Source organism: Enterobacter sp. A103, assembly GCF_034427535.1.
GTDB classification, from domain to species: Bacteria; Pseudomonadota; Gammaproteobacteria; order Enterobacterales; family Enterobacteriaceae; genus Enterobacter; species Enterobacter asburiae_B.
Genome location: NZ_JAXQPQ010000003.1, coordinates 18749 through 43469, shown reverse-complemented (window position 1 = coordinate 43469; position 24721 = coordinate 18749). Strand labels below are relative to the sequence as shown.

The window sequence follows — 24721 nt, the reverse complement described above, 5'->3', positions numbered from 1 at the left end:
ATCATGCGGTTAAGGGGAAACGCATTCTCACGCGGGGGAGCACATGTCACCAATCGATTTTCGCACCAAAATAAACTGGCACCGACGTTTCCGTTCGCCGCAGGGCGACAAGAGCGAACATGAGATCCTGCGTATATTCGAGAGCGATCGCGGGCGGATCGTTAACTCGCCTGCCATCCGCCGTCTGCAGCAAAAAACTCAGGTGTTCCCGCTGGAGCGTAACGCCGCGGTGCGCACGCGCTTAACCCACTCGATGGAAGTGCAGCAGGTCGGGCGCTACATTGCCAAAGAGATTTTGAGCCGTCTCAAAGAGCAGCGTTTACTGGAAGCCTATGGTCTGGACGAGCTGACGGGGCCCTTCGAGAGCATCGTTGAGATGGCCTGCCTGATGCATGACATCGGCAACCCGCCTTTCGGCCACTTTGGTGAGGCGGCGATCAATGACTGGTTTAAGCAGCGGCTTTATCCTTCGGATGCGGTAAGCCAGCCCCTCAGCGATGACCGCTGCATCGTACGCGATTTACGCCTGCGTGAAGGTGAAGAGGGGCTGAACGATCTGCGCCGTAAAGTGCGCCAGGATTTGTGTCACTTCGAGGGCAACGCGCAGGGGATCCGGCTGGTCCATTCCCTGATGCGCATGAACCTGACCTGGGCACAGGTCGGCTGCATTCTGAAATATACGCGCCCCGCGTGGTGGATGGGGGATACGCCCGCGTCCCACAGCTATTTAATGAAAAAACCGGGCTATTACCTTTCCGAAGAGGCCTATATTGAACGGTTACGTAAAGAACTTTCATTGACGCCAAACGGCCGCTTTCCATTGACGTGGATTATGGAAGCCGCCGATGATATTTCCTATTGCGTGGCCGATCTGGAAGATGCCGTGGAGAAAAGAATCTTCAGCGTCGAGGAGCTTTATCAACATCTTTATGCGTCCTGGGGTACCCATGAAAAAAGTTCGCTGTTTGCGCAGGTTGTCGAAAATGCCTGGGAAAAATCGCGCTCAAATACATTAAGCCGCAGTACGGAAGACCAGTTCTTTATGTATTTGCGGGTCAATACATTAAATAAACTGGTGCCGTATGCGGCGTCGCGTTTTATTGATAATTTGCCGCTCATTTTCAGCGGGGAATTCAACCACGCGCTGCTGGAAGATGACAGTAGTTTCAGTCAACTCCTTGAGCTTTATAAACATGTGGCGATGCGGCATGTATTCAGCCATCCGGATGTCGAGCAGCTAGAGCTGCAGGGCTATCGGGTAATCAGTGGGTTACTGGAAATTTATTCCCCGTTGCTTCAGCTGTCGGTCGATGAATTCAGCGAACTGGTGGAACACGAGCGCGTGCGCAGAATACCCATCGAATCGCGGCTTTATCAGAAACTTTCTACCCGGCATCGTCTGGCGTATGTCGAAGCGATTGGTAAGCTGGAACGCAACTCTCCCCAATGGCCGGTGATGGAATATTATTATCGCTGCCGTCTTATCCAGGACTATATCAGCGGCATGACGGATTTGTATGCCTGGGATGAATACCGCAAGCTCATGGCGGTGGAATAATTCCGGAGTTTTGTAAAGACGGCCAATAAATTTTTACCTTTTCCATAAACTTATCGCCGGAACTAAGCGGTATAAAATGAATCTGAGTTACACAGCAATTTTGCGTTACCTGTAAATCGAGATTGAGAAATATGAAAAAAACCACATTAGCAATGAGTGCACTGGCTCTGAGTTTAGGTTTAGCGCTGTCTCCTCTGACTGCTACTGCAGCCGAGACCGCGTCGTCGGCAGCAACCGCGCAGCAGATGCCAAGCCTGGCACCGATGCTCGAAAAAGTGATGCCATCGGTGGTGAGTATTAACGTTGAGGGCAGCACGACCGTCAATACGCCGCGTATGCCGCGTAACTTCCAGCAGTTCTTCGGCGACAACTCGCCGTTCTGCCAGGACGGTTCGCCATTCCAGAGCTCTCCGTTCTGTCAGGGCGGCGGTGCCGGGGATGACAGCCAGGGAGGCGGCCAGCAGCAGAAATTCATGGCGCTTGGCTCGGGGGTAATTATTGATGCGGCGAAAGGCTACGTCGTCACTAACAACCACGTTGTCGATAACGCGAACAGCATTAAGGTTCAGCTGAGCGATGGCCGCAAGTTTGACGCCAAAGTGGTGGGTAAAGACCCGCGCTCCGACATTGCGCTGATCCAGATTCAGGATCCGAAAAACCTGACGGCGATTAAAATTGCCGACTCTGACGCGCTGCGCGTGGGCGACTATACCGTGGCGATCGGTAACCCGTTCGGTCTGGGTGAAACCGTGACCTCGGGTATCGTCTCAGCGCTGGGTCGTAGCGGCCTGAACGCGGAAAACTACGAAAACTTCATCCAGACGGATGCGGCGATCAACCGCGGTAACTCCGGCGGTGCGCTGGTGAACCTGAACGGTGAGCTGATCGGTATCAACACCGCTATCCTGGCACCGGACGGCGGCAACATCGGTATCGGCTTTGCTATCCCGAGTAACATGGTGAAAAACCTGACCGCGCAGATGGTGCAGTATGGCCAGGTGAAACGCGGCGAGCTGGGTATCCTCGGTACGGAGCTGAACTCCGAACTGGCTAAGGCGATGAAAGTTGACGCTCAGCGCGGGGCATTCGTCAGCCAGGTGATGCCAAATTCCTCTGCGGCGAAAGCGGGCATTAAAGCGGGGGATGTGATCACCTCCCTGAACGGTAAACCGATCAGCAGCTTTGCCGCCCTGCGTGCCGAAGTGGGCTCGATGCCGATTGGCAGTAAAGTGACCCTCGGCCTGCTGCGCGACGGTAAGCCGGTTAACGTGAGCCTGGAGCTGCAGCAGAGCAGCCAGAATCAGGTGGATTCCAGCACCATCTTCAGCGGTATTGAAGGTGCCGAGATGAGCAATAAAGGCGCAGACAAAGGCGTGGTGGTGAACAACGTGAAAGCGAATTCACCGGCAGCCCGTATCGGCCTGAAAAAAGGCGATGTGATCATGGGCGCTAACCAGCAGCCGGTGAAAAACATCGCTGAACTGCGCAAAATTCTCGACAGCAAGCCTTCCGTGCTGGCGCTGAATATCCAGCGTGGTGATACCTCTCTTTATCTGCTGATGCAGTAATCCTCTGAAGCCCCTGTTCGCAGGGGCTTTCTCGTTTTTGTGATTCTTGCCACAACTCCATACTTCTTCCTCTCTCTTTGTGCATTCGCACAATGCAGCCGTCGCTGAACTTCCCTATGCTTGAGCTCTGCTCACGGGAGGGTTACATGGCTGGCTGGCATCTTGATACCAAAATGGCGCAGGATATCGTGGCGCGCACCATGCGCATCATTGATACCAATATCAACGTAATGGATGCCCGCGGGCGCATTATTGGCAGCGGCGATCGCGAGCGTATTGGGGAATTGCACGAAGGTGCGCTGCTGGTGCTTTCTCAGGGGCGGGTCGTGGATATCGACGATGCGGTAGCGAAACACCTGCACGGCGTACGTCAGGGCATCAATTTACCGCTGCGTCTTGAAGGCGAAATTGTGGGGGTAATTGGCCTCACCGGCGAGCCCGAGTCACTGCGAAAATACGGTGAGCTGGTCTGTATGACGGCAGAGATGATGCTGGAGCAGTCGCGCCTGATGCACCTGCTCGCTCAGGACAGCCGCCTGCGTGAAGAGCTGGTAATGAACCTTATTCAGGCGGAAGAGCATACGCCTGCGCTCAGCGAATGGGCGCAGCGTCTGGGGATCGATTTAAACCAGCCGCGCGTGGTGGCGGTCATTGAGGTCGATAGCGGCCAGCTTGGCGTGGACAGCGCGATGGCCGAGCTGCAGCAGCTGCAAAATGCGCTGGCGACGCCGGAGCGCGATAACCTGGTGGCGATCGTTTCTCTGACGGAAATGGTGGTCCTCAAACCGGCGCTCAATGCGTTCGGCCGCTGGGATGCCGACGATCATCGTCGTCGCGTGGAGCAGCTGATCTCCCGGATGGAGGAGAACGGCCAGCTGCGTTTTCGCGTTGCGCTGGGCAACTACTTTACCGGGCCGGGCAGTATCGCCCGCTCCTGGCGTACCGCGCGCACCACCATGATGGTGGGCAAGCAGCGGATGCCGGAGAGCCGCAGCTATTTCTATCAGGATCTGATGCTGCCGGTGCTGCTCGACAGCCTGCGCGGGGGCTGGCAGGCCAATGAGCTGGCGCGGCCATTAGCGCGTCTGAAAGCCATGGACAACAATGGCCTGCTGCGCCGGACGCTGCAGGCGTGGTTCCGGCATAACGTGCAGCCGCTGGCGACCTCGAAGGCGCTGTTTATTCACCGCAATACGCTTGAGTATCGGTTAAACCGGATTTCAGAGCTGACGGGGCTGGATCTGGGAAACTTTGACGACAGGCTGCTGCTGTATGTGGCGCTACAGCTGGACGAACAGAGATGATGCTGTATGCGGTCTGGTGCCCTCACCCCATCCCTCTCCCACGGGGAGAGGGCGCAAACACTAAAAACGGCAATCAAGGATTGCCGTTTTGCTTTTATTTCCGCGTTAATTTCTCAAGATCCGCTTCAATCTCGCTGATCTTATTCGTCACAACGCTTTCAAGGTGACGCAGGTCGTCAAGGATCTTACGCTTAAGATCGACTTCGGTGCGGTCGCGCTGGCAGATCTGATCGAGTTCATCGATCACATAGCGCAGGTTAGGGCTGATTTCCTGTACTTCTTTGTAGCCCTGTCCTACACCGTCAGCCACAACGGTCTTACGCTGGCGTGGATATTTAAACTTCACGCTTTTGGCGAAAAACTCTCCTTTGTCCTTGTGAAAATAGATTTTCAGAATATCGTTATTGGCTTCCTGACGGAGGCTGTAACGATCAATTTCATCAGGATTGGTAATGCCCAGACTTTTCAGATTATCGTACATAGCGGTACCCTTGATCTCAACATAACCTTTGAATAATTAACGAAAAAATCTATTTTCGCCACCCTCAGATATAAAAAAAGCGGGGTTGCCCCCGCTTTTTGTTATACCCGATTAATCGATGGTGCGCAGCAATTCGTTGATGCCCACTTTACCGCGCGTTTTCGCATCCACTTTCTTCACGATAACCGCACAGTACAGGCTGTATTTGCCATCTTTTGACGGCAGGTTGCCGGAAACCACCACGGAGCCCGCCGGAACGCGACCGTAGTGAACTTCACCGGTTTCACGGTCGTAAATACGGGTGCTCTGACCGATGTAAACGCCCATGGAGATCACGGAGCCTTCTTCAACGATCACGCCTTCAACCACTTCAGAGCGCGCGCCGATGAAGCAGTTGTCTTCGATGATGGTCGGGTTAGCCTGCAGTGGCTCCAGAACACCACCGATGCCCACGCCGCCGGACAGGTGAACGTTTTTACCGATCTGCGCGCATGAACCGACGGTCGCCCAGGTGTCAACCATGGTGCCTTCGTCAACGTAGGCACCGATGTTCACGTAGGATGGCATCAGCACGGTGTTGCGTGCGATGAATGCGCCCTGACGAACCGCCGCAGGCGGTACCACGCGGAAGCCTTCTTTCTGGAAACGCGCTTCGTCGTAGTCAGCGAATTTCATTGGCACTTTATCGAAGTAGCGGCTTTCTGCTCCGTCGATAACCTGGTTATCGTTGATACGGAAAGAGAGCAGCACGGCTTTCTTCAGCCATTGATGAGTGACCCACTGACCGTCGATTTTTTCTGCCACGCGCAGCGCGCCGGAATCCAGAAGGGAAATCACCTGGTTTACCGCTTCACGGGTCACGGTATCCACATTTGCCGGGGTAATCTCGGCGCGACGCTCAAAAGCGGACTCAATAACGTTCTGTAACTGCTGCATTGTTTACTCTTTCCATTTCACTAAAAAACATATCACCCTTTATCGTTTGGATTGAGGGCTGCTGTCAACCGTTGTTGCACTTCAAGCTGCAGGTCATTATTAAGGGCACGCCGGTCCGCTGTTGCGATTATAAATAAATCTTCTACTCGCTCGCCAATCGTTGTAATTCGGGCGCCGTGGAGCGAAATTCCCAGATCGGCAAAAACCTGGCCGACGCGGGCAAGCAGCCCTGGCTGGTCGAGCGCGATCAGCTCCAGGAACGATTTACGGTCGGTGTGGGTCGGCAGGAAATTGACCTCGGTATCGACGGTAAAGTGGCGCAATTTCGCCGGCTGGCGACGCGGCTGCGGGGGCTGCCAGCTGCGCTGGGTAATCGCCTGTTCCAGACCAAAACGTATCCCTTCATGCCTGTCCGACGAGAGCGGGCTGCCGTCCGGCTCAAGCACGATAAAGGTGTCCATCGCCATGCCGTCGCGGGTGGTGAAAATCTGCGCGTCGTGAACGCTCAGGTTACGCCTGTCCAGCTCGGCGCAGACCGCAGCAAACAGGTAAGGTCGGTCCGGGCTCCAGATGAAAATCTCCGTCCCGCCGCGGGTGGCCTGCGGGCTCAGCAGGATCATCGGCTGGGACAGATCGTGCTTGAGCAGATGCCGCGCGTGCCACGCAAGCTGGTTTGGGCTATGGCGGACAAAATAGTTGGCGCGGCAGCGGGCCCAAATCTGATGCAGTGCCTCTTCATCAATATTATCCATCCGCAGCAGCGCCAGCGCCTGCAGCTGGTGATGGCGCACGCGCTCGCGCATGTCCGGGGTGTTTTGCATCCCGCGACGCAGCTGTTTTTCGGTGGCGAAGTACAGCTCGCGCAGCAGGCTCTGCTTCCAGCTGTTCCACAGGGTCTCGTTGGTGGCGCAGATATCGGCCACCGTCAGGCAGACCAGATAGCGCAGACGGTTTTCCGTCTGAACCTCTTCAGCGAACTGCTTGATCACTTCCGGATCCTGAATGTCACGACGCTGCGCGGTGACCGACATCAGCAGGTGATGGCGCACCAGCCAGGCCACCAGCTGCGTTTCACGCGAGTTCAGGCCGTGCAGTTCGGCAAATTTCAGCACGTCCTGCGCGCCCAGCACCGAATGGTCACCGCCGCGACCTTTGGCGATATCGTGGAACAGGGCGGCAATCAGGATCAGTTCCGGATGGGTCAGGCGCGGCCACAGTTCGACGCAGAGCGGGTGGCGGGAGCGCGTCTCTTCTCTCGCAAAGCTTTCCAGCTTGAGCATCACGCGGATCGTGTGTTCATCCACCGTGTAGGCGTGGAACAGATCGAACTGCATTTGCCCGACAATGTGCGACCACTGCGGCATATAGGCCCACAGCACGCTGTGGCGGTGCATCGGCAGCAGGCCGCGGCTGACGGCGCCCGGGTGGCGGAGCATGCTCAGGAACAGCGAACGCGCTTCCGGGATATAGCACAGCGGCTGCGTCAGATGACGGCGCGCATGGCGCAGATGGCGCAGAGTGGTGGAGTAGATCCCGGTGATGGTGCTGTTGCGCACCATGGTATAGAACATCCGCAGAATCGCTTCCGGCTCGCGGATGAACAGCGTTTCGTCGCGCAGGTCGATAAGCGTGCCGCGCAGCTGGAATTCGTCATCAATCGGGCGCGGTTTTTCGTCCGCCGTCAGGGCCAGAATGGCCTCGTCGAACAGCTGCAACAGCATCTGGTTCAGCTCGGTCACCCGGCGGGTGACGCGGAAGAAATCCTTCATCATGTGCTCAACCGGCTCGTTGCCTTCGCCCTGATAATTCAGGCGCTGAGCCACGCTGAGCTGGCGGTCAAACAGCAGGCGGTTATCGTAGCGGGTGACTTCCAGATGCAGGGCAAACCGGATGCGCCACAGCAGGTGCAGGCACTCGTTCAGCTCGTTACGCTCGGCCTCGGTTAAAAAGCCGAAGCCGACCATCTCGTCCATCGAAGTGGCGCCAAAATGGCGGCGGGCGACCCACTGCAGGGTGTGGATGTCGCGCAGGCCGCCGGGGCTGCTTTTAATATCGGGTTCAAGATTATAGCTGGTGCCGTGGTAGCGCTGGTGGCGCTGGTTTTGCTCCTCGACCTTCGCGGCGAAGAACTTTTCTGACGGCCAGAAGCCGTCGCTGAAGATGTGTTTTTGCAGCTCCAGGAACAGGGCGACGTCACCAATCAGCAGGCGGGTTTCAATCAGGTTGGTGGCGACGGTCAGGTCCGATAACCCTTCCAGCAGACACTCTTCCAGGGTACGCACGCTGTGGCCGACTTCCAGCTTTACGTCCCAGAGCAGCGTCAGCAGTTCGCCAATTTTTTGCGCCTGTTCGTCCGGCAGCTTTTTGCGGCTTAAGATCAGCAGATCGATATCGGAAAGCGGATGCAGCTCACCGCGGCCATAGCCCCCGACGGCAACCAGCGCAACATCACTGATTTGCCCAAACCCGTAATCGATCCACAGGCGCTGCAGCAGCTGGTCGATAAATTCGGTGCGCGCTTCAATGAGCTGCTCGGCCGACACGCCTGCGTCAAACGCGCTGCCCAGCCAGCGATGGAAAACATCCATATGGGCTTTAATATGCGCGCAGGTCAGCTCGTGCGACGGCCAGACGCCCGGGTTATCGGGCTGGTCGGGGAGGGTGGGAAGTGCTGTGTTAGCATACTGTTCGGGTAAAAGATTACTCATCGTGCGCCACCCATAAGAAAAAGCTATAGCCATTAAAAAAGCCGGCATTTGCCGGCTTTTTTATCATTCATCGTGCGTCAGTATCGCCGGGATGGTGTCATCCTTGCGCAACGTCATAATTTCGCAGCCGTTGTCTGTTACCACAATAGTATGCTCGTACTGCGCAGACAAGCTTCTGTCTTTGGTTTTCACCGTCCAGCCGTCTTTCATGGTGCGGATGCGGTAATCACCCGCGTTGACCATCGGCTCAATGGTAAAGGTCATGCCTTTTTGCAGCACCACGCCGCCGTCATCTGCATCATAGTGCAGGACCTGCGGTTCTTCATGGAAGACGCGACCAATGCCGTGTCCGCAGTACTCGCGCACCACGGAGAAACCTTCGGCTTCCACAAACTTCTGGATTGCCGCACCGAGGGTACGCAGGCGAATACCCGGTTTAACCATTTTCAGCGCCAGGTAGAGGCTCTCTTGCGTCACTTTGCACAGACGCTCGCCGAGAATCGTCGGCTTGCCAACGATGAACATTTTTGAGGTGTCACCGTGGTACTCGTCTTTAATGACGGTTACGTCGATGTTGACGATATCGCCATCTTTCAGCAGTTTTTCGTCATCCGGAATGCCGTGACACACCACTTCATTAATAGAGATGCAGACGGATTTCGGGAAACCGTGGTAGCCGAGGCAGGCGGAAACCGCGTGCTGCTCGTTCACGATATAGTCGTTACAGATACGGTCCAGTTCACCGGTGCTGACGCCCGGCTTCACGAACGGCTCGATCATTTCCAGCACTTCCGCGGCCAGACGACCGGCGATGCGCATCTTTTCAATTTCTTCAGGTGTCTTAATAGAGATAGCCATGTAATCTGTCCATCGGTGTCGATTTTTTCGACAATACTAGTCTAAGTGTCGTCAATGGTATCAGTCAGGCACGCTCCGTGCCAAATTGAGAATCATTAACAGCACACTCCGCCAACAACTGTTGGTTTCTGGTCGTGTTTTGTGGTATAAAGCGCGCCGGACTTCCGATCCATCTCAGATACACAGGCTGGACGGAAGCGACAAATCTCACTTTGTGTAACAACACACACGTATCGGCACATATTCCGGGGTGCCCTTCGGGGTCGGTAATATGGGATACGTGGAGGCATAACCCCAACTTTCAATATAGAGGTTTTAAACATGGCAACTGTTTCCATGCGCGACATGCTCAAGGCTGGTGTTCACTTTGGTCACCAGACCCGTTACTGGAACCCGAAAATGAAGCCTTTCATCTTCGGCGCGCGTAACAAAGTTCACATCATCAACCTTGAGAAAACTGTACCAATGTTCAACGAAGCCCTGGCTGAGCTGAACAAGATCTCTTCCCGTAAAGGTAAGATTCTGTTCGTTGGTACTAAGCGCGCTGCAAGCGAAGCTGTGAAAGATGCTGCTAACAGCTGCGACCAGTTCTTCGTGAACCATCGCTGGTTGGGCGGCATGCTGACCAACTGGAAAACTGTTCGTCAGTCCATCAAACGCCTGAAAGATCTGGAAACCCAGTCTCAGGACGGTACTTTCGACAAGCTGACTAAGAAAGAAGCGCTGATGCGCACTCGTGAACTGGACAAGCTGGAAAACAGCCTGGGCGGTATCAAAGATATGGGCGGCCTGCCAGACGCGCTGTTCGTAATCGATGCAGACCACGAGCACATCGCAATCAAAGAAGCTAACAACCTGGGTATCCCGGTATTCGCTATCGTTGATACCAACTCCGATCCGGACGGTGTTGACTTCGTTATCCCGGGTAACGACGACGCAATCCGTGCTGTTAGCCTGTACCTGAGCGCTGTAGCTGCTACCGTTCGTGAAGGCCGTTCCCAGGATCTGGCTTCTCAGGCGGAAGAAAGCTTCGTAGAAGCTGAATAATAAGGTTTTACCCCTTATTAGTACCGTGTATGAATAGGGGCCCATTACCGGCCCCTTTTTTCAATTTACACTGTTTGGCCCACGGCCGGGCAGTTCACATCTCCCGAGGATTTAAGAATGGCTGAAATTACCGCATCCCTGGTAAAAGAGCTGCGCGAGCGTACTGGCGCAGGCATGATGGATTGCAAAAAAGCGCTGACTGAAGCGAACGGCGACATCGAGCTGGCAATCGAAAACATGCGTAAATCCGGTGCGATCAAAGCAGCTAAAAAAGCAGGCAACGTTGCTGCTGACGGCGTGATCATCACTAAGATCGACGGCAACTACGGCATCATTCTGGAAGTTAACTGCCAGACTGACTTCGTTGCTAAAGATGGTGGTTTCCAGGCATTTGCTAACAAAGTTCTGGACGCAGCTGTTGCGGGTAAAATCACTGACGTTGAAGTTCTGAAAGCACAGTTCGAAGAAGAACGTGTTGCGCTGGTTGCTAAAATCGGTGAGAACATCAACATCCGTCGCGTATCTTCTCTGGAAGGCGACGTTCTGGGCTCTTACCAGCACGGTGCACGTATCGGTGTTCTGGTTGCGGCTAAAGGCGCTGACGAAGAGCTGGTTAAACAGCTGGCAATGCACATTGCTGCAAGCAAACCAGAATTCGTTAAGCCAGAAGACGTGTCTGCTGAAGTGGTAGAGAAAGAGTACCAGGTTCAGCTGGACATCGCGATGCAGTCTGGTAAGCCAAAAGAAATCGCAGAGAAAATGGTTGAAGGCCGCATGAAGAAATTCACCGGCGAAGTTTCTCTGACTGGCCAGCCATTCGTAATGGACCCAAGCAAGTCTGTTGCTCAGCTGCTGAAAGAGCACAACGCTGACGTAACTGGCTTCATCCGCTTCGAAGTGGGCGAAGGCATCGAGAAAGTTGAGACTGACTTCGCAGCAGAAGTTGCTGCAATGTCCAAGCAGTCTTAATGATTGAAAAGGAGCCGCCTGAGGGCGGCTTCTTTTTGTCACCCGTCACAGGAAATCAGACAGGCTCCAGTATCGCTGTGCTGATTTGCGGCATATCATGTCGCCAGAATTAACCCCCATCTTAATCGTTGACAGTCTCAGGAAAGAAACATGGCTACCAATGCAAAACCCGTGTACAAACGCATTCTGCTTAAGCTGAGTGGCGAAGCGCTGCAGGGATCGGAAGGCTTCGGTATTGACGCAAGCATCCTTGATCGCATGGCACAGGAAATCAAAGAACTGGTCGAACTGGGTATCCAGGTTGGCGTGGTCATTGGCGGTGGCAACCTTTTCCGTGGTGCTGGTCTGGCGAAAGCGGGGATGAACCGCGTTGTGGGCGACCACATGGGTATGCTGGCAACCGTCATGAATGGCCTGGCAATGCGTGATGCACTGCACCGCGCCTATGTGAATGCCCGCCTGATGTCCGCGATCCCGCTGAATGGCGTTTGCGATAATTACAGCTGGGCAGAGGCCATCAGCCTGCTGCGCAATAACCGCGTGGTGATCCTCTCCGCCGGTACGGGTAACCCGTTCTTTACTACCGATTCCGCTGCCTGCCTGCGCGGTATCGAGATCGAAGCCGATGTGGTACTGAAAGCGACCAAAGTAGACGGCGTGTTTACTGCCGACCCGGCAAAAGATCCTTCTGCCACCATGTACGATCAGCTGAGCTACAGCGAAGTGCTGGATAAAGAGCTGAAAGTGATGGATCTTGCCGCCTTCACGCTGGCTCGCGACCACAAACTGCCGATCCGTGTCTTCAACATGAACAAGCCTGGCGCACTGCGTCGCGTGGTCATGGGCGAAAAAGAAGGCACTTTGATCACGGAATAATTTCCGTCGACGATAAATACAGGTAAGATTCCGCTTTATTTTGTAGTGGTATCTTACCCGGGCGCGCCTTTGGCGTTGTCATGAATTAAACGCGACTATACTTAGCACACCTGTAGCGCTGTGCTGGCGGATAGTCTGCCTGAGACAAGTTTTCAAGGATTCGTAACGTGATTAACGACATCAGAAAAGATGCTGAAGTACGCATGGACAAATGCGTAGAAGCGTTCAAAAACCAAATCAGCAAAATCCGTACTGGCCGTGCTTCCCCAAGCCTGCTGGATGGCATCATCGTAGAATATTACGGTACGCCAACCCCTCTGCGCCAGCTGGCGAGCGTGACGGTTGAAGATACCCGTACGCTGAAAATCAACGTCTTCGACCGCTCTATGAGCCCGGCCGTTGAGAAAGCGATTATGGCCTCTGACCTTGGACTGAACCCAAGCTCTGCGGGCGCAGACATCCGCGTTCCACTGCCTCCGCTGACGGAAGAACGTCGTAAAGATCTTATCAAAGTGGTTCGTGGCGAAGCTGAGCAGGGTCGTGTATCCGTGCGTAACGTCCGTCGCGATGCGAACGATAAAGTGAAAGCACTGCTGAAAGAAAAAGAGATCAGCGAAGATGACGATCGTCGTTCTCAGGACGACATTCAGAAAATGACCGACGCGGCCATCAAGAAAATTGATGCGGCGCTGGCAGAAAAAGAAGCGGAACTGATGCAGTTCTGATTTCTGTCGTACACTGATAAACGCCGTTCAGAAGGACTTCGGGTCTTGCTGGCGGCGTTTTGCTTTTATCTGGTCTAACTTTTTTCGGGCATCTCATGAAGCATTTAACACTCCTCGGCTCAACCGGCTCTATCGGTTGCAGCACTCTCGACGTCGTTCGCCATAATCCTGAACTTTACACCGTGACAGCGCTGGTGGCCGGTAAGAATGTGCAGCGAATGGTCGAACAGTGTCTGGAGTTTGCGCCCCGCTATGCGGTGATGGATGACGAAGAGAGCGCGCGTCTGCTGAAAGCACAGCTGCGTGAAAAGGGCAGCCGAACCGAAGTGCTGAGTGGACAGCAGGCGGCCTGCGAGATGGCGGCGCTGGACGAGGTGGATCAGGTTATGGCGGCCATTGTCGGCGCGGCAGGGCTGCTGCCGACGCTTGCCGCGATTGATGCCGGTAAGGATGTTTTGCTGGCCAATAAAGAGTCGTTGGTCACCTGCGGGCGCCTGTTTATGGATGCGGTGAAGCAGCGCGGCGCGCGTCTTCTGCCGGTCGACAGCGAACACAACGCGATTTTTCAGAGTTTACCGCAACCTTTTCAACAGAACCTGGGGTACGCTGACCTGGAGCAGAATGGCGTGGTGTCTATTCTGCTTACCGGGTCTGGTGGCCCGTTCCGTGAAACGCCACTGTCTGAACTGCGTGCGATGACACCGGATCAGGCGTGCCGTCATCCGAACTGGTCGATGGGGCGTAAAATCTCCGTTGATTCTGCCACCATGATGAACAAAGGTCTGGAATACATTGAAGCACGCTGGCTGTTTAATGCGTCAGCGAAACAGATGGAAGTACTGATTCACCCGCAATCGGTGATTCACTCGATGGTGCGTTATCAGGATGGTAGCGTGCTGGCACAGCTGGGCGAGCCGGACATGCGTACGCCGATTGCCCATTCAATGGCGTGGCCAAATCGAGTGAAATCCGGCGTGAAGCCGCTTGATTTCTGCAAGCTAAGTTCCCTGACGTTCAGTGAACCAGACTACGACCGCTATCCTTGTCTGAAGCTTGCGATGAATGCCTTTGACCAGGGGCAGGCGGCGACGACGGCACTTAATGCAGCCAATGAAATTACCGTTGAGGCATTTCTGAATCAGCAAATTCGTTTTACCGATATCGCGTCGTTAAATTTATCGGTACTGGACATGATGGATTTGCGCGAACCACAAAGCGTGGAAGAGGTGCTGGCGGTGGATGCAGCTGCGCGTAATATTGCACGCCAACGGGTGACACGTCTCGCAAGCTGGTGATAAAGCAAGCACTAGTCGTCGTGCTATTTGTTAGCGTTGGGCTTCAGTGATATAGTCTGCGCCACCTGATCGCAGGTATTTGACTTAATGTGGTCAGGTGAGCCGTGGTTTGACACGGCTTTTTTATGTATAGGCTTCAGTATTCCTGAGTACCGTTAAATCCTTTTCAGGGACAAAAAACGCGTTATGTTGTCTGCGAATCAACCAATAAGCGAAAATTTGCCAGCTCATGGCTGCCGTCATGTAGCAATCATTATGGATGGCAATGGCCGCTGGGCGAAAAGACAAGGGAAGATACGAGCCTTTGGGCATAAAGCGGGGGCGAAATCCGTTCGCCGCGCCGTTTCTTTTGCCGCCAACAACGGCATTGATGCGTTAACGCTCTATGCTTTTAGCAGTGAAAACTGGAATCGACCTCTGCAGGAAGTGACTGCGTTGATGGAATTGTTTGTGTGGGCGCTAGACAGCGAAGTAAAAAGCCTGCACCGCCACAACGTCCGCCTGCGTATCATTGGCGATACCAGTCGTTTTAACTCACGTTTGCAGGAACGGATCCGCAAAGCTGAAGCGCTGACGGAAAATAATACCGGTTTGACGCTGAATATTGCGGCGAATTACGGCGGACGCTGGGATATTATCCAGGGCGTTCGGCATCTGGCCGAACAGGTTCAGGAAGGGCTGTTGAGACCCGACCAAATTGATGAAGAGGCGCTGAGCAAGCAAATCTGCATGAATGAACAGGCACCTGTGGATTTGGTAATTAGGACAGGGGGGGAACATCGCATAAGTAACTTTTTGATATGGCAAATTGCCTATGCCGAACTTTACTTTACGGATGTTCTTTGGCCCGATTTTGATGAACAAGACTTTGAAGGTGCGCTGCATGCCTTTGCCAATCGAGAGCGTCGTTTCGGCGGCACCGAGCCTGGTGGCGACAAAGCCTGATGGGGGTAGCTTTTGCTGAAGTATCGCCTGATTTCCGCTTTTGTATTAATACCCATTGTCATTGCGGCGCTGTTTTTACTGCCCCCGGTGGGATTCGCTATTGTCACGCTGGTGGTGTGCATGCTCGCTGCGTGGGAATGGGGACAGTTTAGCGGCTTTACCTCGCGCACTCAGCGAGTATGGCTTGCGGTACTTTGTGGCTTTATCCTGGCCATAATGCTGTTTACGTTGCCTGAATATCACCATGATATTCATCAGCCCCTGGTTGCCGGTTCCTTGTGGATATCGCTGGCCTGGTGGGTTGCCGCGCTGTTGCTGGTTCTTTTTTACCCGGGTTCCGCGGCATTGTGGCGTAATTCAAAAGTGCTGCGACTGATTTTTGGCTTGCTCACAATTATTCCTTTTTTCTGGGGTATGGTTGCGCTGCGAGCGTGGCACTACGACGAAAACCACTACAGCGGTGCGATCTGGCTGCTTTATGTGATGATTCTGGTCTGGGGGGCTGACTCCGGGGCCTATATGTTTGGTAAACTGTTTGGCAAACATAAGCTGGCACCGAAGGTTTCTCCGGGCAAAACCTGGCAAGGATTCATCGGCGGCCTGTTTACGGCAGCGATCATCTCCTGGGGCTACGGCGTCTGGGCGAATCTTGAAGTGGCACCGTCAATACTGCTGGTGTGCTCGATTTTTGCTGCGCTTGCCTCCGTGCTCGGTGATTTAACCGAAAGTATGTTTAAGCGTGAAGCAGGGATTAAGGACAGCGGACACCTGATTCCAGGGCATGGCGGTATACTGGATCGCATTGATAGCCTGACAGCGGCTGTTCCAGTGTTTGCGTGTTTGCTTTTACTGGTATTCGGGACGATTTAACGGAAGGTTTTATGCTGAGCATTCTCTGGAATCTGGCGGCGTTCATTGTTGCACTGGGTGTACTGATTACCGTGCATGAATTTGGCCATTTCTGGGTTGCTCGCCGCTGTGGCGTGCGCGTAGAGCGATTTTCCATCGGTTTTGGTAAATCACTCTGGACGCGCACCGACCGCCACGGCACGGAATTTGTCATCGCCCTTATCCCGCTGGGCGGCTACGTCAAAATGCTCGACGAACGCGTCGAGCCTGTCGCTCCTGAGCTGCGACACAGCGCATTCAACAATAAAACCGTTGGACAACGCGCCGCCATCATTGCTGCCGGACCGGTAGCCAACTTCATCTTTGCGATTTTCGCTTACTGGCTGGTGTTTATCATCGGCGTCCCTGGCGTACGTCCGGTGGTGGGTGAAATTGCCCCCAATTCCATCGCGGCGAGTGCGCAAATTACATCCGGGATGGAACTTAAAGCGATTGATGGCATCGAAACCCCTGATTGGGATGCCGTGCGACTGCAGCTGGTAGCCAAAATCGGCGATCCGCAGACCACCATCAGCGTATCGCCGTTTGGTTCAGATACGCGTCAGGACAAAGTACTCGATTTACGTCACTGGCGTTTCGAGCCAGACAAAGAGGATCCCGTCGCTGCGCTGGGCATTCGTCCACGCGGCGCGCAGATTGAGCCGGTATTAGCCGAAGTACAGGCAAATTCGGCGGCGAGCAAAGCGGGTTTGCAAGCGGGCGACAGGATCGTTAAAGTCGATGGTCAACCATTAACAGAGTGGATGACCTTTGTTACTCTGGTGCGCGATAATCCGGGAACGTCTCTCGCGCTGGAAGTTGAAAGGCAGGGCAGTCCGCTTTCGCTGACGCTGATCCCGGATACGAAGTCGGTCGGCAAAAAGGCAGAAGGGTTTGCAGGCGTTGTGCCAAAAGTGATCCCGCTGCCAGATGAGTACAAGACAATACGCCAGTATGGGCCGTTCAGCGCCATCCTTGAAGCCACGGATAAAACATGGCAACTGATGAAGCTGACGGTCAACATGTTGGGGAAATTGATAACCGGTGATGTGAAACTGAACAACCTCAGTGGGCCAATTTCGATTGCTCAGGGGGCTGGGATGTCAGCGGAATTCGGGGTGATTTACTATCTCATGTTCCTCGCGCTCATTAGCGTGAACCTTGGGATAATCAACCTGTTCCCGCTTCCCGTTTTAGACGGGGGTCATCTGCTGTTTTTGGCGATTGAAAAGCTAAAAGGCGGGCCGGTATCCGAGCGAGTTCAAGACTTTAGTTATCGCATTGGCTCGATTTTGCTGGTGCTGTTAATGGGGCTTGCACTTTTCAATGATTTCTCTCGGTTGTAAGAGAGTGTTAGGAAGAACGCATAATAACGATGGCGATGAAAAAGTTGCTCATAGCGTCGCTGCTGTTTAGCAGCGCCACCGTATACGGTGCTGACGGGTTCGTAGTGAAAGACATTCATTTCGAAGGCCTCCAGCGTGTCGCCGTTGGTGCGGCCCTCCTCAGTATGCCTGTACGCCCCGGCGATACGGTTAATGATGATGATATCAGTAACACCATCCGTGCTCTGTTTGCCACCGGCAACTTTGAGGACGTCCGCGTCCTGCGCGATGGTGATACGCTGCTGGTACAGGTAAAAGAACGTCCGACGATCGCCAGTATCACTTTCTCCGGTAACAAGTCGGTGAAAGATGACATGCTCAAGCAGAACCTTGAAGCATCTGGTGTTCGTGTGGGTGAGTCCCTGGACCGCACAACCCTTTCAGACATTGAAAAAGGTCTGGAAGACTTCTACTACAGCGTCGGTAAATACAGCGCCAGCGTGAAAGCGGTTGTCACTCCGCTGCCACGTAACCGTGTTGACCTGAAGCTGGTCTTCCAGGAAGGTGTTTCTGCGAAGATCCAGCAGATCAACATTGTCGGCAACCACGCGTTCAGCACCGACGAACTGATCTCCACCTTCCAGCTGCGCGATGAAGTGCCATGGTGGAACGTGGTGGGCGATCGCAAATACCAGAAACAGAAACTGGCGGGCGACCTCGAAACCCTGCGCAGCTACTATCTCGATCGTGGCTATGCGCGTTTCAACATCGACTCGACTCAGGTCAGTCTGACTCCGGACAAGAAAGGTATCTACATTACGGTTAACATCACTGAAGGCGAGCAGTACAAGCTTTCTGGTGTTGAAGTGAGTGGTAACCTGGCGGGGCATTCTGCTGAAATCGAATCGCTGACCAAAATTCAGCCGGGCGATCTGTATAGCGGTTCCAAGGTAACCAAAATGGAAGACAGCATTAAGAAGCTGCTCGGCCGCTACGGTTATGCCTATCCGCGCGTACAGACTCAGCCGGAAATCAATGACGCGGATAAAACCGTTAAGCTGCATGTGAATGTTGATGCGGGCAACCGTTTCTACGTGCGTAAGATCCGCTTCGTCGGTAACGACACCTCCAAAGATTCCGTTCTGCGTCGCGAAATGCGTCAGATGGAAGGCGCATGGTTGGGAAGCGACCTCGTTGATCAGGGTAAAGAGCGTCTGAACCGTCTGGGCTATTTTGAAACGGTGGATACCGATACCCAGCGCGTACCGGGCAGCCCGGATCAGGTTGATGTCGTATATAAAGTGAAAGAGCGCAACACCGGTAGCTTCAACTTCGGTGTGGGCTACGGTACTGAAAGCGGCGTCAGCTTCCAGGTCGGCGTGCAGCAGGATAACTGGCTGGGTACGGGTTACTCTGTCGGTATTAATGGCACCAAAAACGACTACCAGACCTACTCTGAGTTCTCTGTGACTAACCCATACTTCACCGTTGACGGTGTAAGCCTGGGCGGTCGTATCTTCTATAACGACTTTAAAGCAGACGACGCGGACCTGTCTTCTTACACCAACAAGAGTTACGGTGTCGACGGTACGCTTGGCTTCCCGGTTAATGAATACAACACCCTGCGTGCGGGCTTGGGTTACGTGCATAACGACCTGTCCAACATGCAACCGCAGGTGGCGATGTGGCGTTATCTGGACTCTATCGGCCAGTCAACCAGTAAAAATGGTAATGACAATGGCTTCGCGGCGGATGACTTCACCTTTAACTACGGCTGGACCTATAACCGTCTCGACCGTGGTTACTTCCCAACGGAAGGTTCTCGCGTCAACCTGAACGGTAAAGTTACCGTGCCGGGTTCCGATAACGAGTTCTATAAGGTCACGCTGGATACCGCGTCCTATTTCCCGATCGATGACGATCATAAGTGGGTGGTTCTGGGTCGTACCCGTTGGGGCTATGGAGATGGTCTGGGTAGCAAAGAACTGCCGTTCTATGAAAACTTCTATGCGGGTGGCTCCAGCACCGTTCGTGGTTTCCAGTCCAACAACATTGGTCCGAAAGCGGTTTACTACGGCGGAAACGACAAAGATAACTGTGATAAGTCTTCCTCGTCAGAAGTCTGTAGCTCCAATGACGCGGTGGGCGGTAACGCCATGGCCGTTGCCAGCCTGGAGTTCATCACGCCAACGCCGTTTATCAGTGATAAATATGCGAACTCGGTCCGTACGTCCTTCTTCTGGGATGCCGGTACCGTGTGGGATACCAACTGGCAGAATACTGCCCAGATGCGCGCAGAAGGCATTCCTGACTACAGCGATCCGAGCAATATTCGCATGTCTGCCGGTATCGCATTACAATGGATGTCACCGCTGGGGCCGTTGGTCTTCTCCTACGCCCAGCCGTTTAAGAAATATGATGGAGACAAAGCGGAGCAATTCCAGTTTAACATTGGTAAAACCTGGTAATAATCCGCTGCAAAGGAATGCGTTGGCAGTGTAGCGCTGACAACTGGCGATCGGTAACACGGTCGCCTTGCCACGCAAAGAACGGTACCTTCTGGTGCCAATGGGATGGTAAGGAGTTAATTGTGAAAAAGTGGTTATTAGCTGCAGGTCTCGGTTTAGCGATGGCAACTTCTGCTCAGGCAGCAGACAAAATTGCAATCGTCAACATGGGTAATTTGTTCCAGCAGGTTGCACAGAAAACGGGTGTTTCTGCGACTCTGGAAAACGAATTCAAAGGCCGTGCAAGCGAACTGCAGGGTATGGAAAACGATCTTCAGTCCAAAATGCAGCGTCTGCAGCGTGATGGTTCTACCATGAAAGCAAGCGATCGCAGCAAGCTGGAAAAAGACGTAATGGCTCAGCGCCAGACGTTCTCCCAGAAAGCGCAGGCTTTCGAGCAGGATCGTCAGCGTCGTTCTAACGAAGAACGCGGCAAGCTGGTAACTCGCATTCAGACTGCTGTTAAAGCAGTGGCTGCCGATCAGAGTATCGATCTGGTTGTAGATGCGAACGCCGTTGCTTATAACAGCAAAGATGTTAAAGACATCACTGCTGATGTTCTGAAACAGGTTAAATAAGTAATGCCTTCAATTCGACTGGCTGATTTAGCTCAGCAGTTGGATGCAGAATTACACGGTGATGGCGATATCGTCATCACCGCTGTTGCGTCCATGCAATCTGCTAAAGCTGGCACGATTACCTTCATGGTAAGCCCTAAGTACCGTGAGCAACTGGCTCAATGCCAGGCGTCAGCTGTTGTACTGACGCAGGACGATCTTCCATTTGCCACTGTAAGCGCGCTGGTAGTGAAAAACCCCTACCTGACGTATGCACGCATGGCTCAAATTCTTGATACCACGCCGCAGCCGGCCCAGAACATTGCGGCCAGTGCAGCGATTGATGCGACGGCCAGGCTTGGTAACAACGTCGCCGTTGGCGCGAATGCAGTTATCGAATCCGGCGTTGTGCTGGGCGATAACGTCGTCATTGGCCCGGGCTGCTTCGTTGGGAAAAATACGAAAATCGGCGCCGGAACCCGTTTATGGGCCAATGTGTCCGTTTATCATGATGTTGAAATTGGCGAAAATTGCCTCGTCCAGTCCAGCACCGTTATTGGTTCTGATGGCTTTGGTTACGCTAACGATCGTGGTAACTGGGTTAAGATCCCGCAGCTTGGTCGCGTTATTATTGGCGATCGCGTAGAGATCGGCGCCTGTACCACCATTGACCGTGGCGCGCTTGACGACACGATCATTGGCAATGGTGTTATCATCGATAACCAGTGCCAGATTGCGCATAACGTTGTGATTGGCGACAATACCGCGGTTGCGGGTGGCGTCATCATGGCAGGCAGCCTGAAAATTGGCCGTTATTGCATGATTGGCGGCGCGAGCGTGATTAATGGCCATATGGAAATATGCGACAAGGTGACTGTGACGGGAATGGGCATGGTAATGCGTCCTATCACTGAACCTGGCGTCTATTCCTCAGGTATTCCGCTACAACCCAACAAGGTATGGCGTAAAACAGCAGCTCTGGTGATGAACATTGATGATATGAGCAAGCGCCTCAAGTCCCTTGAGCGTAAGATCGATCAACAAGATTAAGCGTCATCCGTTTAACGCTATTTTTCCCGGCCTGTCGGCTTTCTAATAAACCGGCAGGCCGTGTTATTATTGTTATCAGTACATTTTGACAGGAAGAGTATTTTGACTACTGACACTCATACTCTGCATATTGAAGAGATTTTAGAACTTCTGCCGCACCGCTACCCGTTTCTGCTGGTAGACCGTGTGCTGGATTTTGAAGAAGGTCGTTTTCTGCGCGCAGTGAAAAATGTTTCCGTGAACGAGCCGTTTTTCCAGGGACACTTCCCTGGTAAGCCTATCTTCCCGGGTGTGTTGATTCTGGAAGCGATGGCTCAGGCTACCGGTATTCTGGCGTTTAAAAGCGTTGGCAAACTGGAGCCAGGTGAGCTGTATTACTTCGCGGGTATTGATGAAGCGCGCTTTAAGCGCCCTGTCGTGCCTGGTGATCAGATGATCATGGAAGTCACTTTTGAAAAAACGCGTCGTGGCCTGACTCGCTTCAAAGGCGTAGCGCTGGTTGACGGCAAAGTTGTTTGCGAAGCGACGATGATGTGTGCTCGTAGCCGGGAGTCCTGATACGTGATTGATAAATCCGCCTTTATTCATCCTACCGCTATTGTGGAAACCGGTGCCATCATTGGCGCTAACGTCCACATTGGCCCGTTTTGTATTGTTGGACCCCATGTCGAAATTGGTGAGGGTACAGTACTGAAATCTCATGTTGTCGTGAATGGTCACACGACCATTGGCTGCAATAACGAGATCTATCAGTTCGCTTCCATCGGCGAAGTTAACCAGGATCTGAAATATGCTGGTGAGTCGACCCGTCTGGAAATTGGCGATCGTAACCGTATTCGCGAAAGCGTCACTATTCATCGTGGAACAGTACAGGGTGGTGGGTTGACGAAGGTGGGCAGCGATAACCTGTTTATGGTTAATGCTCACATCGCGCACGACTGTACCGTGGGTGACCGCTGTATTCTTGCCAACAACGCAACGCTGGCAGGACACGTATCGGTTGATGACTTCGCAATTATTGGCGGCATGACCGCAGTCCATCAGTTCTGCATCATTGGTGCGCACGTGATGGTTGGCGGATGCTCCGGTGTGGCGCAGGACGTCCCACCGTATGTGATTGCGCAGGGCAACCATGCCACGCCGTTTGGCGTGAACATCGAAGGCCTCAAGCGTCGTGGTTTTAGTCGCGAAGCGATTACTGCCATCCGCAACGCGTACAAACTGCTGTACCGTAGCGGTAAAACGCTGGAAGAGGCGAAGCCGGAAATTGCCGAGCTGGCGAATAAGCACCCGGAAGTGAACGCGTTCATGGAATTCTTTGACCGTTCAACAAGGGGTCTGATTCGTTAATGGTCGACAGTCGTCCGCTTACGATAGCCCTGGTCGCCGGAGAAACCTCCGGCGATATTCTTGGTGCCGGTCTCATCCGCGCGCTTAAGGCGCGTGTACCCAATGCTCGCTTTGTCGGCGTTGCTGGCCCGCTGATGCAGGCCGAAGGCTGTGAAGCCTGGTATGAAATGGAAGAACTCGCCGTGATGGGCATCGTTGAGGTGCTGGGACGGCTACGCCGTTTGCTGCACATCCGCGCCGATCTCACCCGCCGTTTTACCGAACTCAAACCCGATGTGTTTGTCGGTATCGATGCGCCTGATTTCAACATTACCCTCGAAGGGAATCTGAAAAAGCAGGGTATCAAAACAATTCACTACGTCAGTCCGTCCGTCTGGGCGTGGCGACAGAAACGCGTTTTCAAAATCGGACGGTCCACCAACCTGGTGCTGGCTTTCCTGCCTTTCGAAAAAGCGTTTTACGACAGATTTAATGTTCCGTGCCGTTTTATCGGTCATACCATGGCGGATGCGATGCCATTGGATCCGGATAAAAACGCGGCGCGCGACGCGCTGGGCATCCCGCACGATGTGCACTGTCTGGCACTGCTACCGGGCAGCCGTGGCGCAGAAGTTGAGATGCTGAGCGCCGATTTCCTCAAAACTGCGCAAATTCTTCGCCAGACCTATCCGGATCTTGAAGTGGTTGTTCCGCTGGTAAATGCGAAACGCCGTGAGCAGTTTGAGCGCATCAAAGCGGAAGTCGCCCCGGATCTTCACGTCCGTCTTCTGGACGGGAAAGGGCGGGAAGCGATGTATGCGAGCGATGCCGCGCTGCTGGCCTCCGGCACGGCGGCGCTGGAATGCATGCTGGCGAAATGCCCGATGGTGGTCGGTTATCGCATGAAGCCGTTCACTTTCTGGCTGGCAAAACGTCTGGTTAAAACGGATTATGTCTCCCTGCCAAACCTGCTTGCCGGGCGCGAGCTGGTGAAAGAGCTGCTGCAGGATGAGTGCCAGCCGCAGGCGCTTGCCGATGCACTACTGCCGCTGCTCGCGAACGGCAAGACCAGCCACCAGATGCACGATACCTTCCGCGAACTGCATCAACTGATCCGCTGTAATGCTGATGAGCAAGCGGCTGATGCGGTGCTGGAGTTAGCAAAATGATGGAATTTGTTTATCCTCACACTCGCCTTGTGGCGGGCGTGGACGAAGTGGGTCGTGGCCCGTTGGTCGGGGCTGTGGTGACTGCCGCGGTGATCCTCGATCCGGCTCGCCCGATTATCGGGCTGAACGACTCAAAAAAATTGTCTGAAAAACGCCGTCTGGCGCTGTTCAGTGAGATTCAGGAGAAGGCGCTGGCCTGGAGCCTGGGGCGCGCTGAACCGCATGAAATAGACGAGCTGAATATTTTGCATGCCACGATGCTGGCGATGCAGCGTGCGGTAGCAGGTCTGAAAATTTCCCCGGAATATGTCCTGATTGACGGCAACCGCTGTCCGGCATTGCCCATGCCTTCAATGGCGGTCGTCAAAGGCGATAGTCGGGTCGCAGAAATTAGCGCCGCTTCTATCATTGCCAAAGTGACGCGCGATGCCGAAATGGCCGCGCTGGACCTCACTTATCCTCAGTATGGTTTCGCCCAGCATAAGGGTTATCCCACACCTTTCCATCTGGAAAGGCTGGCTGAACATGGCGCAACCGAACATCACCGACGCAGTTTTGGCCCGGTGAAACGCGCGCTGGGACGGGTGTCCTGAATCAATACGCAAGCAATTAAGTAACGCGGAATC

22 protein-coding genes are annotated in these 24721 nt (G+C 53.9%); 18 read left to right on the top strand and 4 right to left on the bottom strand.

Translation table 11 applies throughout. The annotated features are described in order from the left end of the window. Positions 1–43 precede the first annotated feature (43 nt). The 3 genes from dgt (at position 44) to cdaR (ending at position 4430) form a co-directional block, all read left to right on the top strand. Positions 44–1558 (top strand): dGTPase, encoded by a 1515-nt coding sequence (gene dgt, locus SPH27_RS10630; RefSeq protein ID WP_048978988.1) that lies wholly within the window; start codon positions 44–46, stop codon positions 1556–1558. 131 nt (positions 1559–1689) lie between these two features. Continuing rightward, positions 1690–3126: a serine endoprotease DegP gene (degP, locus tag SPH27_RS10625; RefSeq protein ID WP_024907518.1), complete on the top strand. Its 1437-nt coding sequence runs from the start codon at positions 1690–1692 to the stop codon at positions 3124–3126. A 146-nt stretch (positions 3127–3272) separates the two neighbouring features. After that, positions 3273–4430, top strand: coding sequence for a DNA-binding transcriptional regulator CdaR (cdaR, locus tag SPH27_RS10620; RefSeq protein ID WP_023310452.1), 1158 nt, complete (start codon positions 3273–3275; stop codon positions 4428–4430). Between the two features lie 94 nt (positions 4431–4524). On the opposite strand, the gene SPH27_RS10615 is transcribed toward cdaR, so the two are convergent. The 4 genes from SPH27_RS10615 to map form a co-directional block, all read right to left on the bottom strand. Beyond that, positions 4525–4911 (bottom strand): DUF3461 family protein, encoded by a 387-nt coding sequence (locus SPH27_RS10615; protein WP_014168696.1) that lies wholly within the window; start codon positions 4909–4911, stop codon positions 4525–4527. Positions 4912–5022: 111 nt separating this feature from the next. After that, entirely contained in the window at positions 5023–5847 is an 825-nt protein-coding gene (dapD, locus tag SPH27_RS10610) for a 2,3,4,5-tetrahydropyridine-2,6-dicarboxylate N-succinyltransferase (protein WP_008501915.1), read from the bottom strand. Positions 5848–5879: 32 nt separating this feature from the next. Continuing rightward, complete coding sequence (glnD, locus tag SPH27_RS10605; protein WP_039260604.1) at positions 5880–8555, bottom strand: bifunctional uridylyltransferase/uridylyl-removing protein GlnD; 2676 nt, start codon at positions 8553–8555, stop codon at positions 5880–5882. A gap of 63 nt (positions 8556–8618) precedes the next feature. Then, entirely contained in the window at positions 8619–9413 is a 795-nt protein-coding gene (map, locus tag SPH27_RS10600; RefSeq protein ID WP_033144670.1) for a type I methionyl aminopeptidase, read from the bottom strand. 321 nt (positions 9414–9734) lie between these two features. On the opposite strand from map, the gene rpsB reads away from it, so the two are divergent. From rpsB to rnhB, 15 genes are all read left to right on the top strand, one after another. After that, a complete protein-coding gene (rpsB, locus tag SPH27_RS10595) occupies positions 9735–10460 on the top strand; it encodes a 30S ribosomal protein S2 (RefSeq protein ID WP_003856207.1) in 726 nt (241 codons plus the stop codon). 117 nt (positions 10461–10577) lie between these two features. After that, on the top strand, positions 10578–11429 hold the full coding sequence (tsf, locus tag SPH27_RS10590) for a translation elongation factor Ts (RefSeq protein WP_014882627.1): 852 nt from the start codon (positions 10578–10580) through the stop codon (positions 11427–11429). Positions 11430–11579: 150 nt separating this feature from the next. Next, entirely contained in the window at positions 11580–12305 is a 726-nt protein-coding gene (gene pyrH / locus SPH27_RS10585; RefSeq protein ID WP_008501910.1) for a UMP kinase, read from the top strand. A 167-nt stretch (positions 12306–12472) separates the two neighbouring features. Next, a complete protein-coding gene (gene frr / locus SPH27_RS10580; RefSeq protein WP_003856180.1) occupies positions 12473–13030 on the top strand; it encodes a ribosome recycling factor in 558 nt (185 codons plus the stop codon). Positions 13031–13125: 95 nt separating this feature from the next. Then, a complete protein-coding gene (gene ispC, locus SPH27_RS10575) occupies positions 13126–14325 on the top strand; it encodes a 1-deoxy-D-xylulose-5-phosphate reductoisomerase (RefSeq protein WP_058840561.1) in 1200 nt (399 codons plus the stop codon). Positions 14326–14511: 186 nt separating this feature from the next. Further along, positions 14512–15270, top strand: coding sequence for a (2E,6E)-farnesyl-diphosphate-specific ditrans,polycis-undecaprenyl-diphosphate synthase (gene ispU / locus SPH27_RS10570; protein ID WP_024907522.1), 759 nt, complete (start codon positions 14512–14514; stop codon positions 15268–15270). Between the two features lie 12 nt (positions 15271–15282). Further along, positions 15283–16140: a phosphatidate cytidylyltransferase gene (cdsA, locus tag SPH27_RS10565; RefSeq protein ID WP_023310457.1), complete on the top strand. Its 858-nt coding sequence runs from the start codon at positions 15283–15285 to the stop codon at positions 16138–16140. A gap of 11 nt (positions 16141–16151) precedes the next feature. After that, entirely contained in the window at positions 16152–17504 is a 1353-nt protein-coding gene (rseP, locus tag SPH27_RS10560) for a sigma E protease regulator RseP (RefSeq protein WP_023310458.1), read from the top strand. 29 nt (positions 17505–17533) lie between these two features. Next, the gene (gene bamA / locus SPH27_RS10555) at positions 17534–19951 is read left to right on the top strand and encodes an outer membrane protein assembly factor BamA (RefSeq protein WP_033144673.1); all 2418 of its coding nucleotides are present in this window, start codon (positions 17534–17536) and stop codon (positions 19949–19951) included. A gap of 122 nt (positions 19952–20073) precedes the next feature. Continuing rightward, on the top strand, positions 20074–20568 hold the full coding sequence (skp, locus tag SPH27_RS10550; RefSeq protein ID WP_032644135.1) for a molecular chaperone Skp: 495 nt from the start codon (positions 20074–20076) through the stop codon (positions 20566–20568). Positions 20569–20571: 3 nt separating this feature from the next. Beyond that, positions 20572–21597, top strand: coding sequence for a UDP-3-O-(3-hydroxymyristoyl)glucosamine N-acyltransferase (lpxD, locus tag SPH27_RS10545; protein WP_032644136.1), 1026 nt, complete (start codon positions 20572–20574; stop codon positions 21595–21597). A gap of 102 nt (positions 21598–21699) precedes the next feature. Beyond that, entirely contained in the window at positions 21700–22155 is a 456-nt protein-coding gene (gene fabZ, locus SPH27_RS10540) for a 3-hydroxyacyl-ACP dehydratase FabZ (protein ID WP_010426706.1), read from the top strand. A 3-nt stretch (positions 22156–22158) separates the two neighbouring features. After that, positions 22159–22947 (top strand): acyl-ACP--UDP-N-acetylglucosamine O-acyltransferase, encoded by a 789-nt coding sequence (gene lpxA, locus SPH27_RS10535; protein WP_023310462.1) that lies wholly within the window; start codon positions 22159–22161, stop codon positions 22945–22947. Continuing rightward, positions 22947–24095 (top strand): lipid-A-disaccharide synthase, encoded by a 1149-nt coding sequence (lpxB, locus tag SPH27_RS10530; RefSeq protein ID WP_023334578.1) that lies wholly within the window; start codon positions 22947–22949, stop codon positions 24093–24095. Before lpxA ends, lpxB begins: the two co-directional genes overlap by 1 nt. Continuing rightward, complete coding sequence (gene rnhB, locus SPH27_RS10525) at positions 24092–24688, top strand: ribonuclease HII (RefSeq protein ID WP_024907528.1); 597 nt, start codon at positions 24092–24094, stop codon at positions 24686–24688. The genes lpxB and rnhB overlap by 4 nt, the downstream gene beginning before the upstream one ends. Positions 24689–24721: the final 33 nt, after the last annotated feature.

What these genes read in the sequence shown, in the direction of transcription:
- dgt (WP_048978988.1), top strand. Translation starts at nt 44, where the DNA reads ATGTCACCAATCGATTTTCGCACCAAAATAAACTGGCACCGACGTTTC.
- degP (WP_024907518.1), top strand. Translation starts at nt 1,690, where the DNA reads ATGAAAAAAACCACATTAGCAATGAGTGCACTGGCTCTGAGTTTAGGT.
- cdaR (WP_023310452.1), top strand. Translation starts at nt 3,273, where the DNA reads ATGGCTGGCTGGCATCTTGATACCAAAATGGCGCAGGATATCGTGGCG.
- SPH27_RS10615 (WP_014168696.1), bottom strand. Translation starts at nt 4,911, where the DNA reads ATGTACGATAATCTGAAAAGTCTGGGCATTACCAATCCTGATGAAATT.
- dapD (WP_008501915.1), bottom strand. Translation starts at nt 5,847, where the DNA reads ATGCAGCAGTTACAGAACGTTATTGAGTCCGCTTTTGAGCGTCGCGCC.
- glnD (WP_039260604.1), bottom strand. Translation starts at nt 8,555, where the DNA reads ATGAGTAATCTTTTACCCGAACAGTATGCTAACACAGCACTTCCCACC.
- map (WP_033144670.1), bottom strand. Translation starts at nt 9,413, where the DNA reads ATGGCTATCTCTATTAAGACACCTGAAGAAATTGAAAAGATGCGCATC.
- rpsB (WP_003856207.1), top strand. Translation starts at nt 9,735, where the DNA reads ATGGCAACTGTTTCCATGCGCGACATGCTCAAGGCTGGTGTTCACTTT.
- tsf (WP_014882627.1), top strand. Translation starts at nt 10,578, where the DNA reads ATGGCTGAAATTACCGCATCCCTGGTAAAAGAGCTGCGCGAGCGTACT.
- pyrH (WP_008501910.1), top strand. Translation starts at nt 11,580, where the DNA reads ATGGCTACCAATGCAAAACCCGTGTACAAACGCATTCTGCTTAAGCTG.
- ispC (WP_058840561.1), top strand. Translation starts at nt 13,126, where the DNA reads ATGAAGCATTTAACACTCCTCGGCTCAACCGGCTCTATCGGTTGCAGC.
- ispU (WP_024907522.1), top strand. Translation starts at nt 14,512, where the DNA reads ATGTTGTCTGCGAATCAACCAATAAGCGAAAATTTGCCAGCTCATGGC.
- rseP (WP_023310458.1), top strand. Translation starts at nt 16,152, where the DNA reads ATGCTGAGCATTCTCTGGAATCTGGCGGCGTTCATTGTTGCACTGGGT.
- bamA (WP_033144673.1), top strand. Translation starts at nt 17,534, where the DNA reads ATGGCGATGAAAAAGTTGCTCATAGCGTCGCTGCTGTTTAGCAGCGCC.
- lpxD (WP_032644136.1), top strand. Translation starts at nt 20,572, where the DNA reads ATGCCTTCAATTCGACTGGCTGATTTAGCTCAGCAGTTGGATGCAGAA.
- lpxB (WP_023334578.1), top strand. Translation starts at nt 22,947, where the DNA reads ATGGTCGACAGTCGTCCGCTTACGATAGCCCTGGTCGCCGGAGAAACC.
- rnhB (WP_024907528.1), top strand. Translation starts at nt 24,092, where the DNA reads ATGATGGAATTTGTTTATCCTCACACTCGCCTTGTGGCGGGCGTGGAC.